General features: G+C 66.5%; 9 protein-coding genes and 1 tRNA gene. 7 read left to right on the top strand and 3 right to left on the bottom strand.

What is annotated here, in order from left to right:
* Window positions 1-157: 157 nt before the first annotated feature.
* Window positions 158-1,153: a zinc-binding dehydrogenase gene (locus F7D09_RS01570; protein WP_152233688.1), complete on the bottom strand. Its 996-nt coding sequence runs from the start codon at window positions 1,151-1,153 to the stop codon at window positions 158-160.
* A gap of 206 nt (window positions 1,154-1,359) precedes the next feature.
* On the opposite strand from F7D09_RS01570, the gene F7D09_RS01565 reads away from it, so the two are divergent.
* Together F7D09_RS01565 and F7D09_RS01560 are read left to right on the top strand one after the other, a co-directional pair.
* On the top strand, window positions 1,360-3,540 hold the full coding sequence (locus tag F7D09_RS01565) for a 1-deoxy-D-xylulose-5-phosphate synthase (protein WP_193312264.1): 2,181 nt from the start codon (window positions 1,360-1,362) through the stop codon (window positions 3,538-3,540).
* 57 nt (window positions 3,541-3,597) lie between these two features.
* A tRNA-Arg gene (locus tag F7D09_RS01560) sits at window positions 3,598-3,671 on the top strand.
* A gap of 599 nt (window positions 3,672-4,270) precedes the next feature.
* Here F7D09_RS01560 and amrS read toward each other — a convergent pair.
* Complete coding sequence (amrS, locus tag F7D09_RS01555) at window positions 4,271-5,356, bottom strand: AmmeMemoRadiSam system radical SAM enzyme (RefSeq protein ID WP_152233687.1); 1,086 nt, start codon at window positions 5,354-5,356, stop codon at window positions 4,271-4,273.
* Window positions 5,353-7,089 carry an AmmeMemoRadiSam system protein B gene (amrB, locus tag F7D09_RS11295; RefSeq protein WP_226835837.1) on the bottom strand — a complete coding sequence of 579 codons (1,737 nt, stop codon included), beginning with the start codon at window positions 7,087-7,089 and terminating at the stop codon, window positions 5,353-5,355. Before amrB ends, amrS begins: the two co-directional genes overlap by 4 nt.
* A 234-nt stretch (window positions 7,090-7,323) precedes the next feature.
* On the opposite strand from amrB, the gene F7D09_RS01545 reads away from it, so the two are divergent.
* The 5 genes from F7D09_RS01545 to F7D09_RS01525 all read left to right on the top strand — a co-directional run bounded on the left by F7D09_RS01545 (window position 7,324) and on the right by F7D09_RS01525 (window position 14,934).
* Window positions 7,324-8,568, top strand: coding sequence for an ATP-binding protein (locus F7D09_RS01545; protein WP_152233686.1), 1,245 nt, complete (start codon window positions 7,324-7,326; stop codon window positions 8,566-8,568).
* Between the two features lie 140 nt (window positions 8,569-8,708).
* Window positions 8,709-9,578, top strand: coding sequence for a MurR/RpiR family transcriptional regulator (locus tag F7D09_RS01540; protein ID WP_152233685.1), 870 nt, complete (start codon window positions 8,709-8,711; stop codon window positions 9,576-9,578).
* Window positions 9,579-9,885: 307 nt separating this feature from the next.
* On the top strand, window positions 9,886-10,683 hold the full coding sequence (locus tag F7D09_RS01535; protein WP_152233684.1) for an ABC transporter ATP-binding protein: 798 nt from the start codon (window positions 9,886-9,888) through the stop codon (window positions 10,681-10,683).
* A 1-nt stretch (window position 10,684) separates the two neighbouring features.
* Window positions 10,685-13,549 carry an extracellular solute-binding protein gene (locus tag F7D09_RS01530; RefSeq protein WP_226835835.1) on the top strand — a complete coding sequence of 955 codons (2,865 nt, stop codon included), beginning with the start codon at window positions 10,685-10,687 and terminating at the stop codon, window positions 13,547-13,549.
* A gap of 176 nt (window positions 13,550-13,725) precedes the next feature.
* Window positions 13,726-14,934: a 2-aminoethylphosphonate--pyruvate transaminase gene (locus F7D09_RS01525; protein ID WP_152233683.1), complete on the top strand. Its 1,209-nt coding sequence runs from the start codon at window positions 13,726-13,728 to the stop codon at window positions 14,932-14,934.
* Window positions 14,935-14,954 lie beyond the last annotated feature (20 nt).

Below are 14,954 nucleotides of genomic sequence, written 5' to 3'. Positions count from 1 at the left end.
AAAAGGGAAGGACGGTATCGGGGAACAATACAGTATTACTGTACGCAGGACGGGATACAGCGGCCGGCGCGCGGGTGGCGGCGGCCGGACGTCGGACGACCTGCCAAGATAGGCGGCACCCGGCCGCGACAGTCCGCGCCGCCTGCGCCCGCACGGCTCACACGGTGAGCGCGACCTTGCCGAACACGTCGCCGCCGAGCAGCCGGGCGAACGCCGCCGGCGCGGCGTCAAGGCCGTGGAACGTCGAGTCGATGGCCGGATGCAGGTCGGCGTGTTCGACGAAACGCAGCAGCCGGGCGAAATCCTCGCGCGAGCCCATCGTGTTGCCCTGCACGCGGATGTCCTGGAAGAAGACGCGCGTCAGCTCGGCGCCCGGCTGGTCGCCGCTGGTCGCGCCGCACACGGCGATGGTGCCGCCGGGACGCACCGAGCGCACGGAATGCGCCCACGTGGCAGCGCCCACGGATTCGACGACCGCGTCGACCTTGCGCGGCAGCCTCGCGCCGGACTCGAACACGGCGTCGGCGCCAAGCTCCAGCGCACGCCCGCGTTTGCCGGCGGAACGCGACGTGACGAACACCTCGAGCCCTGCCGCATGGGCCAGCTGGATGGCGGCCGTCGACACGCCGCCGCCGGCGCCCTGGACCAGCACGGTGTCGCCCGGACGCACGTCCGCCGCGCGGAACAGCAGCGAGTAGGCGGTCAGCCAGCTGGTGCCGAGCGCCGCCGCCTCGGCGAAATCGAGGTTCGCCGGCTTGGCGAACACGTTGGCGCTCGGCACCTGCACGCGCTCGGCCATGGTGCCCTGGTACCGCTCGGAGAGGATGGAGCGCCGCTCCCCCGGCGCCACGCCGGAGCCGTCGGCGCCGACGACGGTGTACAGTACGACCTCGCTGCCCGCCCTGAGCCCGCCGCGCGCCGCCGGAACGTCCTCCTCGAGCACGCCCGCCGCGTCGGTGCCGAGGATCATCGGCGTGGCCTCGGCCGGCAGCCCCACGCCCTTGAGGCTCCACAGGTCGTGATGGTTGACCGTGGCCGCCTTCACGCCGACCGTCGACCAGAACTGCCGTGGCTGCGGTTCGGGCCGTTCTCCCACCGCGAGTGCGGACAGGGGATCGGTTGGGTTGATGTTCGCTGCGTATACGGCCTTCATCGCTGCTCCTTTGCCGGTGGTCGGTTGTGTCGTGCACCATTCAACCACGCGGCGGCGGCATCGGACGGGAGCCGGCCGCACGCTGGACGGTGGCCGCACGCTGGACGTCAATTGCAGAGATGTTGAACCCATTTGCGCGAATGCCGGCCCGGCGGTTCAGGCATGCGTTATCATTGCGCTTTTGGAAACGGACAAGGAAAGGACAGATGCGTATGACCGCCGGCATACTGAACACGATTCACGGACCTGCCGACGTGCATGCGCTCGACGCGGCCCGGCTGCCCGAACTGTGCGCCGAGATCCGTGCCGCGCTGATCCGGTTCGGTCATGCGCATGGCGGCCATATCGGCTCGAACCTGGGCATGGTGGAGGCCACGGTGGCGCTCCACCGCGTGTTCGACTCGCCGCGCGACCGCATCGTGTTCGACGTGTCGCATCAAAGCTACGTGCACAAGATGATCACCGGACGCGCCGCGGCATATCTGGACCCCGCGCATTTCAACGACGTGACGGGGTTCACGAACCCCGACGAATCCGCCCACGACCAGTTCACGCTCGGCCATACCGGCACGTCTATCTCGCTGGCGTGCGGTCTGGCGAAGACTCGCGACATGCGGCGTGCGGCAGGCCGCGACGGCGGCGGCAGCGACGTCCGCGACGACATCGGCAACGTAATCGCCGTGATCGGCGACGGCTCGCTCAGCTCGGGCATCGCGTTCGAGGGGCTCAACAACGCGGCCGAGCAGGGCGGCAACCTCATCATCGTGCTCAACGACAACGAGATGTCGATCGCCGGCGACTTCGGCGGCATGTACGGGCCGCTTGCCCGGCTGCGCGCCTCGAACGGCACCTGCCAGCCGAACCTGTTCAACGCGCTCGGCCTGGACTACCGGTATGTGGAGGCCGGCAACGACGTGAACGCGCTGGTGGCCGCGTTCCGTGAGGTCAAGGACATCGACCATCCGGTCGTCGTGCACATCCACACGCTCAAGGGCGCCGGGCTTGACGCAGGGGATGCGGCGACGGGCGGCGCCGCAACGTCGGCAGCAGGGACGTCCACAGCAGGGACGGCCGGCTCAGCCACCGGCATCCGTCCCACCGGCAACGTCTCACATACCGAGCCGTGGCATTCCGACCTGTGCAACCTGCCCGACCGGCATCTGCATGAAGGCCAATGCGAGGCTTCGCACTGGCAGACCCCGGACAAGGCGCTGGGCCGCCCCGAGGACTCCCGCAAGCATTACGGCAGGCTGGCGATGGCGTTCCTGGAACGCAGGTTCGCCACGGAGCCGGGGCTTGTGGTCATCTCCCCCGCCACGCCGGGGTCGAACGGCATCACGCATGAGTTCCGCGAGCGCGCTGGCTCGCATTACGTGGACTGTGGCATCACCGAGGCGCATGCGGTGACGTTCGCGGCGGGCATCGCCAAGGCGGGAGGCACACCGGTGGTGGCGACGACCGCCTCGTTCTTCCAGCGCGCGTACGACCAGCTGTTTCAGGAGGTGAGCCTGAACCGTTCGCGCATCACCATCCTCGACTTCCTCGGCGGCCTGTCCGGCACGGACAACACGCATTCCGGCGCGTACGACGCGGGGATGTTCGCGAACATCCCCGGCATGACGATGCTCGCGCCGACCGGCACCGACGATTATCTGGCCGACCTCGCGTGGGCCACGCTGCCGCAGGGCGCACCGGGCGCACCGGACGGTCCGGTGACGATCCGCGTGCCCGGCCAGCGGATCCTCGACGCGGAGCGCACCGGCGAGAACGGTGCGGACAGGCCGCTCACCGCCGACGAGTTCTCACGTACCGAACGCTGGGAGGCGCCGGGCGCCGTGTGGTCCCTGTATGACGGTCGATGCCGGTACGTGGGTCCGGGCGAAAGCGAGTCCGCCGATCTTGCCGGACGAATCCGCAACGAGATCCTGTCGTATCGGCCGGATGCGAAGCCGGCCGACGTGCGACGGTCTGGCGACATGGCCGGCGACGTCGCGATTCTCGCACTCGGCAACACGATGCCGCTCGCACGCCGCGCTGCCGCGGCACTGCGGCAGGACGGCGACCGTGCTCTTGCGGCGACGGTCATCGACCCACGGCAGTGCACCGAGCTGGACACGGCCACGCTGAGCCTGCTGCGTGACGGGTACCGGCTCGTCGTCACGTTGGAGGACGGGCAGCTGGAAGGCGGCTGGGGCGAGAAAGTGACCGCCTACTACGCGAACCTTGCCGGTGGCGGGAACGTCCCGCGCGTGCTCAACTTCGGCGCGGTCAAGGAATTCACCGACCGCGTGCCGCTGGACGAGCTCGAGCGACGCTACGGACTGACCGTGGAGGGCGTCACGGGCCGCGTGCACGACACGCTGTGCTGTTATTCCGAAGCGCGCTGATGTCCAAGGCCGGCGCGTCCGTGTCCGCCGCGCGTGTGCTATACTCGTGCGATGTTTGGCCCCGTAGCTCAGCTGGATAGAGCATGTGACTTCTAATCTCAGGGTCGGGAGTTCGAGTCTCCCCGGGGTCACCTCAAAAAGCCCGGAATTCCAACGATTTCGGGCTTTTCATATCTAGACGTTTTACTCGAAGACGTCTTGTTTCACCTCCTGTTTCGCGCATTCTTGTTGCGCGTATGTTGCGCGAGGGGTGCACGAGGGGTGCACATGAATCCGCACGCCTCCTCAACGGACCGTACTCGAAGCACCCCGTCCGAGTACGGTCGGTCACGAAACCACCAACCGACCGTACTCGCAGACACCCACTCGAGTACGGTCGGTCAGACATTCCCAACGGAACGTACTCGAATCGCCGCCTACGGGTACGTTCCGTCACGAAACCACCAACCGAACGTACTCGCAGACACCCACTCGAGTACGGTCGGTCAGAAATTCCCAACGGAACGTACTCGGAGACGGCCGCTCGGGTACGGTCCGTCATGGATTCTCAACGGAACGTACCCGAAGACACCCACTCGAGTACGGTCGGTCAGAAATTTCCAACGGAACGTACTCGTAGACGACATTAGAGTACGGTCGGTCATGATTTTCCAACGGAACGTACTCGGAGACGGCCGCTCGGGTACGGTCCGTCATGGATTCTCAACGGAACGTACCCGCGGCAACACAATCACCAGCGGCCGGGGATGACGGTGCCGCAGTCCGGGCAGCGACCGTCGGCACCGAGACCATCGGCACCGAGACGATTGTCAAGGATCTCGTACCAGTCGCGTACGACCAGCGCGGCCCCGCAGCCCGGGCAGAATGTGGTGCCGCCCTCGCGGTCGGTCACATTGCCGGTGTAAACGAACCGCAGTCCTTCCTCCATGGCAATCGCGCGCGCCCGGGTCAGGGTCGCGGGCGGCGTGGCCGGCACGTCCATCATCCTGTACGCGGGGTGGAACGCGGAGAAGTGCAACGGCACATCCGCCCCGCACTGCTCGCGTATCCACGCGCATTCGGCGTGCAGCTGCGTGTCGTCGTCGTTGAGCCCGGGGATAAGCAGCGTGGTCAGTTCAACCCAGGTGTCGGTCTCGTTGACCGCGTATGCGATGGTGTCGAGCACGTCGGCGAGGTGTGTGCCGGTCACCGTGCGGTAGAACGATTCGGTGAACCCCTTGAGATCGATGTTCGCCGCGTCCATGACCTGATAGAAGTCCTTCCGCGCCGGCTGTGCCATGTACCCGGCGGTCACGGCGATGGTCTGCACGCCGGCCTCGCGGCAGGCGGCCGCGGTGTCGATCGCGTATTCGGCGAACACGATGGGGTCGTTGTAGGTGAACGCCACGGCTCCCGCGCCATGGGCGCGCGCGATCTGGGCGATGCGTTCCGGCGAGGCTTCGACGGCCAGCGTGCTCCAGCGGCGGGATGCCGAGATGTCCCAGTTCTGGCAGAACCGGCATGCCGAGTTGCAGCCGGCCGTGCCGAAGCTGAGCACCCGTATGCCGGGATGGAAGTGGTTGAGCGGTTTCTTCTCCACGGGGTCGATGGCGAGCCCCGAACTGCGGCCGTACGAGTCGAGGATGATCCGCCCGCCGTGGCAGGCGCGCACGAAGCAGAATCCGCGTTGCCCCTCGCGCAGCCTGCAGTGCCGCGGGCACAGGTCGCACTGCACGCGGCCGTCGGCGAGCCGGCGCTGCCACCTGCCGACCGCGCGCGGGTCATGAGCCGTCACGTCGACCGTCTCACGCCATGCTCCCCTGTCGGCTGTCATCATCGTTCTTCCGCAAACGCGCTCACCGTGTATCGTGCGCAGTCGACCTCGCCGTCGTTCCAGTCGAGTCCTGCAGGAAGTCCCGCCTTGGCGAGCAGGTGCGAGACGAAGTCGTGCGGGGCCGGCAGCTGCTCCCACACCTGCGGCAGGAACGTCGCGCGGCGTCCGCGACCGCCCTGTTCGGCGAGGATAAGCCCGTCCCTGCCGGGCCGCAGCGCACGTTCGAGTTCGTTACGCGAACGCACGGGATGCGGCTGCGGTTCGGCGGTCATGCGTCCACCGTCCCCGAGCCGCCATCGGGGCGTGACGACCTCAATCGGTTCAGGTTTGCCCAGCACCGACACTTCGATGTCGATCAGCGGGTATTCGTCCGGCGTAACCGGCCTGAACCGCGGGTCGTGTATAGCGGCGTCGACGGCATGGTCGGCGACGTCACGGCCGAGCTCGCGCCATGCCTCCAACGTGCCGATGCAGCCGCGAAGGTCACCGCCCTCGCGCAAGGTGACGAAGCTTGCGCCGGGCTGCCTCAGCCATGGATGGTCGTCGACGATGGCGGACGCGGTGACGGGGGCGCCGTCCGGACCGGCTGGCTCGATGCCGAGATGGGCGGCGAGCGCCGTGCGCGCAAGCGAGAGCAGGACCGGCCCCGCGTCGACCGGCAGTCCGTCGTCGTCGGCAGCGTCGCCGGCAACGTCATCGGCAATGTCATCGCCTGAGCCGGAACCAGACCCGCCACAGTCGTGGTCACGACCGCCGTCACCGGGGTCGCCACCGTCTTGCGCGCAATCTACCGTTGCCGCAGCCCCGCCCTCGTCGCCATGTCCGTCCCCGTCCGTCTTCCACAGCGCGAACGAAGCGTAGCCGACCACACGCTCGAACGGGTCGCGCATGGGCTGGCGAGTGATCGACGAGGCGGTCGTCTCGCCGGCAAGCGACACCTCGCCGTCGTCGCCGGAGGTCGAGCAGCCGAGGAACCGCATGCGCAGTCCGCGTTCGGCGCACACGTCAAGCAGTCCGTTGACCGGATACGCCCCGCAGGCGCGGTCCGGCCCGATGGGGAGCAGGCCGGCGGCGATGCGCGCGATGGTCATGTCGTCGAGCTCGCGCGCCTGGACTTCGGGATGGTAGTGGGACAGGTCGGAGCTGATGACGATCACGGTCTCCGGACCGCCCCATAGTGCGCGGATGACGTCGCCGACCTGCCGGGGTGTCGCGTCGCCGGCGTTGAGCGGCACGATGCGCAGGGTCTCGCCGAAGATCCGCTGCAGGAACGGCACCTGCACTTCGACGGCATGCTCGCGAGCGTGCGTGGCATCGTTGACGATCATGGAGGGCACGGCGTCCAATGCCCGGCGTTCCGCATCCACGTCGACCGGAGCGACGCCCAGCGGCGTGGCGAACGCGCCGGCGTTGCAGCAGGCGACGCCGCGCACGGCGACGCGATGGGTGGGGCCGACGATCACGGCGCGGGTGACGGTGCCACGGCCGCGTTCAAGCAATGCATAGGCGAGCGCGGCCGTCGTGCCGGAGTAGACGTAGCCGGCGTGCGGCACGATCACCGCTTTGGGGCACCCTTCGGGCAGGCGGGCGGTGATGCGTCGCAGCAGCGTGCGCCCATAGTCCATCTGCCGGTCGACCAGCGACCGCAGCTCCCCCGCATCGGCCGGATAGAACGCTCCGGCGACGGCCTGCCGGCGGACGCCGGTCCCTGTGACGATTCCTGACGACTTCATCATGGCGATCACCTCGTATCCGCTTCCATGGTAGCCGCCTCACCGTTCACGATTTTCACGGCCCGGCAAATCGTGAACGCCGGCATGTGCGAATGAACATGCCGAATGCGCATGATTGCAACGGTCATGGAATCCCTCATGTGCGGTTATGTGCGGTTTTCCGTTCACGATTCGTCATATGCGATGAATCGTGAACCGCGTCAGCGCTGAGTCTCAACGCAACGATACGATCGGTCTATGGCAACAGCAGGGAACACACCGGCGACGGGGGACGACGCGCCGGGCTTCAGCCAGTCTTCGACCACCACCGGCGGCCTTTGGGAACCGGCAGGCCGCGCCGACCTCACCTTCGACCATGCGCGGCAGGCCTTCGCCACGGCTGGCGTGCGCTGGCCGCTCGACGCCGGCGGCGACAACGCAGCCGACGGCACCCGCCCGACCTTCCCGCTTCGCCGCAACGGCGCGTTCACCAGACTTGCGCTGCTCATCTCCGACCAGTGCCCGTTCTCCATCAAATGCGCGGCGTTCGACGGCGACGCGAAGGCCTCGATCACGGACCGCGCCGAACTGCACGGCTCGCTGCTGCGACAGCTCAACACCGCCATGGCGTTCCTCACCGACCACAACCAGCCCGGCGACGACGGCAGGCAATGGCCGCAGGCCGCCCTGCGCGAGGCGCTGGTGAACGCGGTGCTGCACCGTGACTACCGGTATTCCGGCCCCACGCTGGTGAACGTGTTCGCCTCGCGCGTCGAAATCGTCTCGCTCGGCGGTCTCATGCCCGGCCTGGAGATCAACGACCTGCTCAACGGGATCTGCCAGCCGCGCAACCCGGCGCTCGCCGACCTGCTCGCCGCACTGGGGTTCAGCGAAAACTACGGCACCGGCATCAGGCGCATCATGGACGAGTACGAGCGTTGCGCCGACAGTCCGCAGATCAGGGTCGGCGCGGCCTCCGTGGCGCTGGTGCTGCCGTTGCCGACGCCTGCCGAGCCGCGGCGCAAGGCGACGACCAGCGACACGGCTGCGGCGGACGCCCGCACGACGCAGGACGGCAGGACACCCGGCGGACACGCGAAAATGTACGCGTTCCCGGCCATCGTGCAATCCATGACCGACGACCCCGCGGTGGCGCTCGCCGGCATGCGGGTCATCGGGTGCCTTCCCGTGATGGGCGGCGCGGCGGACCGGTCGCATCCCATCGTCGCGCCGCTGCGACGGCAGGCGGACGAGCCGGCGCCGGCAGTCCGGCAGGACGACGGCCGGTCTGGATTGCCGGTGCCGCCGCACTCCACCCAGACGCTGGAGGAGGTGACGCTGCACTGCATCGCGCAGTCGGGCACGCCGCTGAGCCGCAGGCAGATCGCCGAGGACCTCGGCATGACCAAGAACCAGATGACCTACGTGCTGCGGCATCTGGTGGAACGCGGCCTCGTGCTGCGTCAGGGCCGGTCGCGTGCCACCCGCTACAGTCTGCCGTGAGCCGCGGCGCCACCACGGCGTCGACGAGAATTCGGTTTCCGTTCATCTTCCGGACAGCTTCATGAAGACCATTGCGTAAACTCATGCGGATACCCTCGACATAGACCATGGGACAGGAAGCCAAGCAAAAGGAGACAACCGTGCAATCCTCGGTAGGCATCCGCGACCGCATCGACCATGTCTATCCCTCGTTGCGGCCCGCCGAACAGGCGGTGGCGCAGTACATCCGCGCCCACCTCGGCGAGGCTTCGGAGCTGACGGTCGGCCAGCTGGCCGAAGCGGCGCAGGTCAGCCAGCCGACGGTGATCCGGTTCGCGCGCAAGCTCGGCTTCGGCGGCTATCGCGAGCTGCGCTACGTGCTGCGTCACCCGCAGGAGGAGCGTGCCGTCACCTTCGACCCGCTGGAAGGCTTCGACCTCAACCCGTGGGACGACCCCGAAGGCATTCCCGCCAAGGCGGTGGCGCGCGCGAAGACGCTCATCGACGACCTGCACGCCTCGGTGGACGTCAAGGCGCTCGGCAAGGCGACGGCGCTCATCGCCCAATCACGCATGATCGACATCTACGGAGTGGAGAACTCCATGGCCCCCGCGATCGATCTGTGCACCAAGCTCACCTATCTCGGCCTGCAGGCGCGCTGCAACGTGGACGCCTACCTGCAGCAGATCGGCGCCGGCCACCTCACCAAGGACGACACGGCCATCGCCTTCTCGCACTCCGGCAGCTCCGCCGACACCGTCAAGGCGCTCAAGGTCGCCAAGTCGGCCGGAGCGCACACCATCGCCATCACCAACAACACGGGCACTCCGCTGGCCAACTGGGCGGACGTGGTGCTGCTCACCGGCCGCGGCGACGTGGCGATCTACGGCAACGCGATCTTCTCGCGCGTCGCCCACTGCGTCATGGTCGACATGCTGTACATGAGCGTGATCCTCAGCGACTACGGCCGCTTCTCCACCGAACTCGACCGCTCCGGCCGCATCATCGCCGACCGCGAGTTTCGCAGCTGAGCCGCGGTCGCCCCACGGCCGGGCCCATCCCGACCCTCAGCGAGGGCGCACCCGTCGCCGCATAAACTACATAACTACGTAATCCGCATGTAGTCGCACTTGCTGTTCACCTTCCTTTCCCCGAACTTTTCACCGAAACGTCCGCACCGTCCCACGCGCGGGCCGAAGATGGAATCACGGCGTGAAGTTAGGCCGCGACAACTCAACACAGCAACGCAACACACCGTTCCCGGCGCAACGCCGGCGAACGGATCCATTATGCGAGCGCCGCGACACCGGCGGCGCGACGGAAGGCAAGCGACAACACATGCTCGAACTCGACGACATCACCAAATCCTTCGGGGACACGCACGTCCTCAACGGCATCAGCCTCACGCTGGACAACGGCAAGATCATGTCGATCCTCGGACCCTCCGGCGGCGGCAAGACCACCCTGCTCAACATCATCCTCGGCATCACCGAGCCGACCAGCGGACGCCTGCTGTACGACGGCAAGGACCTGACCCACGTGCCGATGGAGAAGCGCGGATTCAACATCGTGTTCCAGGACTACGCGCTGTTCCCGAACCTGACCGCATACCAGAACATCACGTACGGCCTGCGCAACAACCCGAACATCTCGTCCGAAGCCGAGATCAAGGAGCTCATCAGCCTGCTCGGCCTCGAGGAGCATCTGGGCAAGCGCATCGACGAGCTGTCCGGCGGCCAGAAGCAGCGCGTGGCGCTCGCCCGCACGCTCGTGATGAAGCCGAAGCTGCTGTTGCTCGACGAGCCGCTGTCCGCCCTGGACGGCGTGATCAAGGAGTCCATCAAGGCGAAGATCAAGCAGATCGTCGACCAGTACAAGCTCACGACCATCATGGTCACGCACGACCCCGAGGAGGCGTGCACGATGAGCGACAAGGTGCTCATCATCAACCACGGCAAGGTCGCCCAGTTCGACACTCCGGAGAACATCATCGAGCATCCGGCCAGCGACTTCGTGCGCAAGTTCATCCTCCACCAGCTGGAGGTCAAGCGCAACAACATCTACACGCTGTTCCACGAAGGCGACACCGACGCGGCAGCCGACACCGACGCGGCAGCCGCCGCCCGGGAGGCGTGAGATGACGACCGAAGCGATCCAGGCCGGCAACCAACTGCCCAACATCCGCCCCGAAATCGTCAACTACGAACGCCGTCCGCGCAGGCCCAAGCAGACCGAACTGTGGACGCTGATGGCGGTCGTCTCGGTGTGCTTCCTCGTCTTCCTCGTCGTGCCGATGATCCTGGTGATCATCCGCTCGTTCACCACCGCCGGCGGCTCGGCCACGATGGAGAACTACGCGACGATCCTGAGCAAACCGGAGTTCGTGCGTTCAATCACCAACTCGCTGACCGTCTCCGCCGTCTCCGCGCTCGTCGCCGTCGTGCTCGCGTTCCTGCTGAGCTACACCATCAACTGTACGAACGTGCCGCGCGGCTTCAAGAAGGCCGTCGCGCTGCTCGCCCAGCTGCCGATGCTGCTGCCGACCATCACGTACGGTTTCGCGATCATCTACTCGTTCGGCAAGAACGGCCTGATCACGCAGCTGATCGGGCATCCGCTGTTCGACATCTACGGCTTCAACGGCCTGCTGATCGGCTATGTGATCTACACGCTGCCGACCTGCTTCCTGCTGATCAACAACAGCTTCCGGTTCGTCGACAAGAAGTTCATCATCGTCTCGCACATCATGGGCGACAACCCGCTCACGACGTTCCTGAACACGGTGCTGCGCCCGCTGGTCGGCACGCTGGCCGTCGCGTTCATCCAGTCGTTCTTCCTCGCGTTCACCGACTACGGCATCCCGACCTCGGTGGGCGGCACCTATGATGTGCTGGCGATGTCGCTGTTCAACCAGATGCTCGGCTCGATCCCGAACTTCAACCGCGGCGCCGTGATCGCGGTGTTCATGCTCATTCCCTCGATCATCTCGATCATCCTGATGACCGTGCTCGAACGGTTCGCGATCCGCTACAAGCAGATCAGCCAGGTGGACCTGCCGAAGGGCAGGCGCCGCGACTGGGTGTGCGGCATCCTCTCCGTGGCGACGCTCGTGTGCACGCTGAGCGTGTTCCTGGTGATCCTGATGATCCCGTTCGTCAAGGAATGGCCTGACAGCCTCGGCTTCACGTTCGCGCACATCGCGAACCTGTTCACCGACTCGCAGCTGTCGCAGGTGTTCGTCAACTCGCTGTACGTGGCGGTCATGACGGCCATCTTCGGCTGCCTGTTCGTCTACGCGGCCGGCCTGGTCACCTCCCGCTCCAAGCTGCCCGGCTGGGCGCGCCGCTGCGTGGACGCGACCTCCGCGATCATCAACACGGTCCCCGGCATGGTGCTCGGCATCGCGTTCCTGTTCATGTTCTCCGGCTCGCCGCTGCAGAACACGTTCTGGATCCTGATCATCGCGAACATCATCCACTATTTCGCGACCCCGTACCAGATGATCAAGGATTCGCTCACCAAGATGAACGCCGGCTGGGAGACCACGGCCAAGCTCATGGGCGACAACTGGATCAAGACGCTGGTGCGCGTGGTCACGCCGAACGCGTGGCCCACGCTGCTGCAGATCTTCGGCTACTACTTCGTCAACGCGATGGTCACCATCTCGGCGGTCGTGTTCCTCACCGGCGCACGCACGCAGGTCATCACCACGAAGATCTCCGCACTGCAGCACATCGCCAAGTTCGACGACGTGTTCGTGCTCTCGCTGCTCATCCTCGTGGTGAACCTCGTGGTCAAGGGCCTGATCTCGCTCGCCACCCGCGACCGTTCGCGCAGCCGAGTAAAGGCGAAGGCCAAGGCGCGTGCGACCGTGAAGACGCCGCAGGTGGCCGCCTCGTTCAGCACCGTGCGCCCGAGCCGTCAGCTCGCCGCCGCGCAGGCCGCATTCCAGTTGCCGAGCGACGGCAACCGCCGCGCCCGCAACCTGCTGACGAGCATCGTCTCGGCGGTGGTCGTCGTGCTGCTCGTCACGTTCGGCACCGTCTCCACGGGGGCTTCGGCCGCCGGCGGCAAGGTCGTCATCTACACGAACGCCGACGAGGAGGCCGTCACCGCGTTCGAGCATGCGCTCGACGACAACGGCTACAAGGACCAGTACATCATCCAGGAGTTCGGCACCTCCGAGCTCGGCGGCAAGATGCTCGCCGAAGGCAAGGCGCTGGAGGCCGACATGCTGACGATGAGCTCCTACTACGTGGACTCCGCGCAGGAGCGCAACCACATGTTCGCGAACCTGACGGACGTGCACTCCAAGCTGCTCGGCGACTCGGAGAACTCGAAGGCCCCGGCCTACCGCTCCCCCACCACCGCGCAGGAGGGCGCGATCATCATCAACACGGAGGCGCTCAAGGCCGCGGGCGTGCCCAAGCCGAAGAGCTACGCGGACCTTGCCAAGCCCGAATACAAGGGGCTGATCTCCGTGCCCGACATGGAGGGCTCCTCCACCGGCTGGCTGATGGTGCAGGCCATCGTCGACGCGTACGGCACCGGCGAGAAGGGCAGGCGGATCCTGACGGACATCTACCGCAACGCCGGCCCTCACCTCGAACAGTCCGGCTCCGGCCCGCTCAAGTCCGTGCGCGCCAAGGAGGTGGCGATCGGCTTCGGCCTGCGCCACCAAGCGGTCGCCGACAAGAAGAACGGCCTGCCGATCGATTACGTCGACCCGACCGAGGGCAACTACTCGCTGACCGAATCGGTGGCGGTGCTCGACAAGGGCCGCGCCACCAACCCGAAGGCGCAGAAGATGGCCGGCGTGATCATCGACAAGGGCCGCAAGGAGCTGCTGCAGACCTATCCGACGCCGCTGTACGTGGGCGAGAAGGCCCCGGCCAACGCGTCCAAGCGGTCGAAGACCTTCCCCAAGCCGCTGACCGTCGACCTGCTGCAACAGCAGCAGGACTTCTCCGCCGAGTGCAAGCGCATCGCCCAAGGCGAGTGAGCGGCCGGCCGCCGCAAATTGAACGGCGACTGAACAAACCCATCAGAACTACAACCGACACGCCGACGGCATCACGGAAACTACGTAGAAGATGCCATGAACTACGCAAGTGACTACAGTCGGCACACAGCATCGCAACACAGCCACAGCGCCAAACAGAAAGGAACATCACGACCATGGCCAACGAATACAAGCTGCTCACCCCGGGACCGCTGACCACCACCCGCACGGTCAAGGAGGAGATGCTCTTCGACCACTGCACGTGGGACGAGGACTACCAGCAGATCACGCAGAAGATCCGCCGCCAGCTGCTCGAGCTCGCGCACTGCGACCCGGAGGACTACACGGTGGTGCTCATGCAGGGCTCCGGCACGTTCGGCGTGGAGAGCGTGCTCACGTCGGTGATCGGCCGTGACGAGAAGGTGCTGCTGTGCACGAACGGCGCGTACGGCGACCGTCAGGTGAAGATCTGCGAGCATGCGGGCATCGCCTACACGCAGTACGCCGAGCCGTACGACCGCATCCCGGACGCCGCGAAGGTCGAGGAGTACCTTGACGCCGACCCGTCGATCACCCACGTGTCGATGATCCACTCCGAGACCACCTCCGGCCTGCTCAACGACATCGCCGCGGTCGCCACCGTCGCCAAGGCGCACGGCTGCACGTTCATGGTCGACGCGATGAGCTCCTTCGGCGGCGTGGACATCCCCGTGGCCGGCTGGGGCATCGACTTCCTCGTCTCCTCGGCCAACAAGTGCATTCAGGGCGTGCCCGGCTTCAGCTTCATCATCTGCAACAAGGCGAAGCTCGAGGCGTCGAAGGGCAAGGCGCGTTCGCTCTCGCTCGACCTGTGGGACCAGTGGAACACGCTGGAGAAGGCTAACGGCAAGTGGCGCTACACCTCGCCGACGCACGTGGTGCTCGCCTTCTCCAAGGCGCTCGACGAGATGTTCGCCGAGGGCGGCATCCCCGCGCGCTCCGCCCGCTACCAGCTGAACAACGACCTGCTCATCGCCCGCATGAAGGCGCTCGGCTTCCGCGTGTTCCTGAACGAGCATCAGGGGCCGATCATCACGACGTTCCTCTACCCGCAGGGCACGAGCTTCGACTTCCACGACATGTACGAGTTCATCAAGGAGCGCGGCTACGCGATCTACCCGGGCAAGCTGACCGACGAGGACACGTTCCGTCTGGGCAACATCGGCGAGATCTACACCGACGACATCGAGAAGGTGACCGAGCTGCTGGCCCTGTACATGGGCGAGCGCGGCCTGCTGGAGGCGGCCACCGGCTCGGCCTCCGTGCCCGAGGCGATCGCGGCGATGGACAAGGCCGGTGCGCCGATCAAGGCGGCCGCCCCCGCCGGTGTGAAGCTCACCGCGTGAGACGTGCGGGACACAAACGA

The organism is Bifidobacterium leontopitheci, assembly GCF_009193355.1.
GTDB lineage: Bacteria > Actinomycetota > Actinomycetes > Actinomycetales > Bifidobacteriaceae > Bifidobacterium > Bifidobacterium leontopitheci.
The sequence above is the reverse complement of the archived record's forward strand: the minus strand, read 5'-3'. Positions and strand labels throughout refer to the sequence as shown.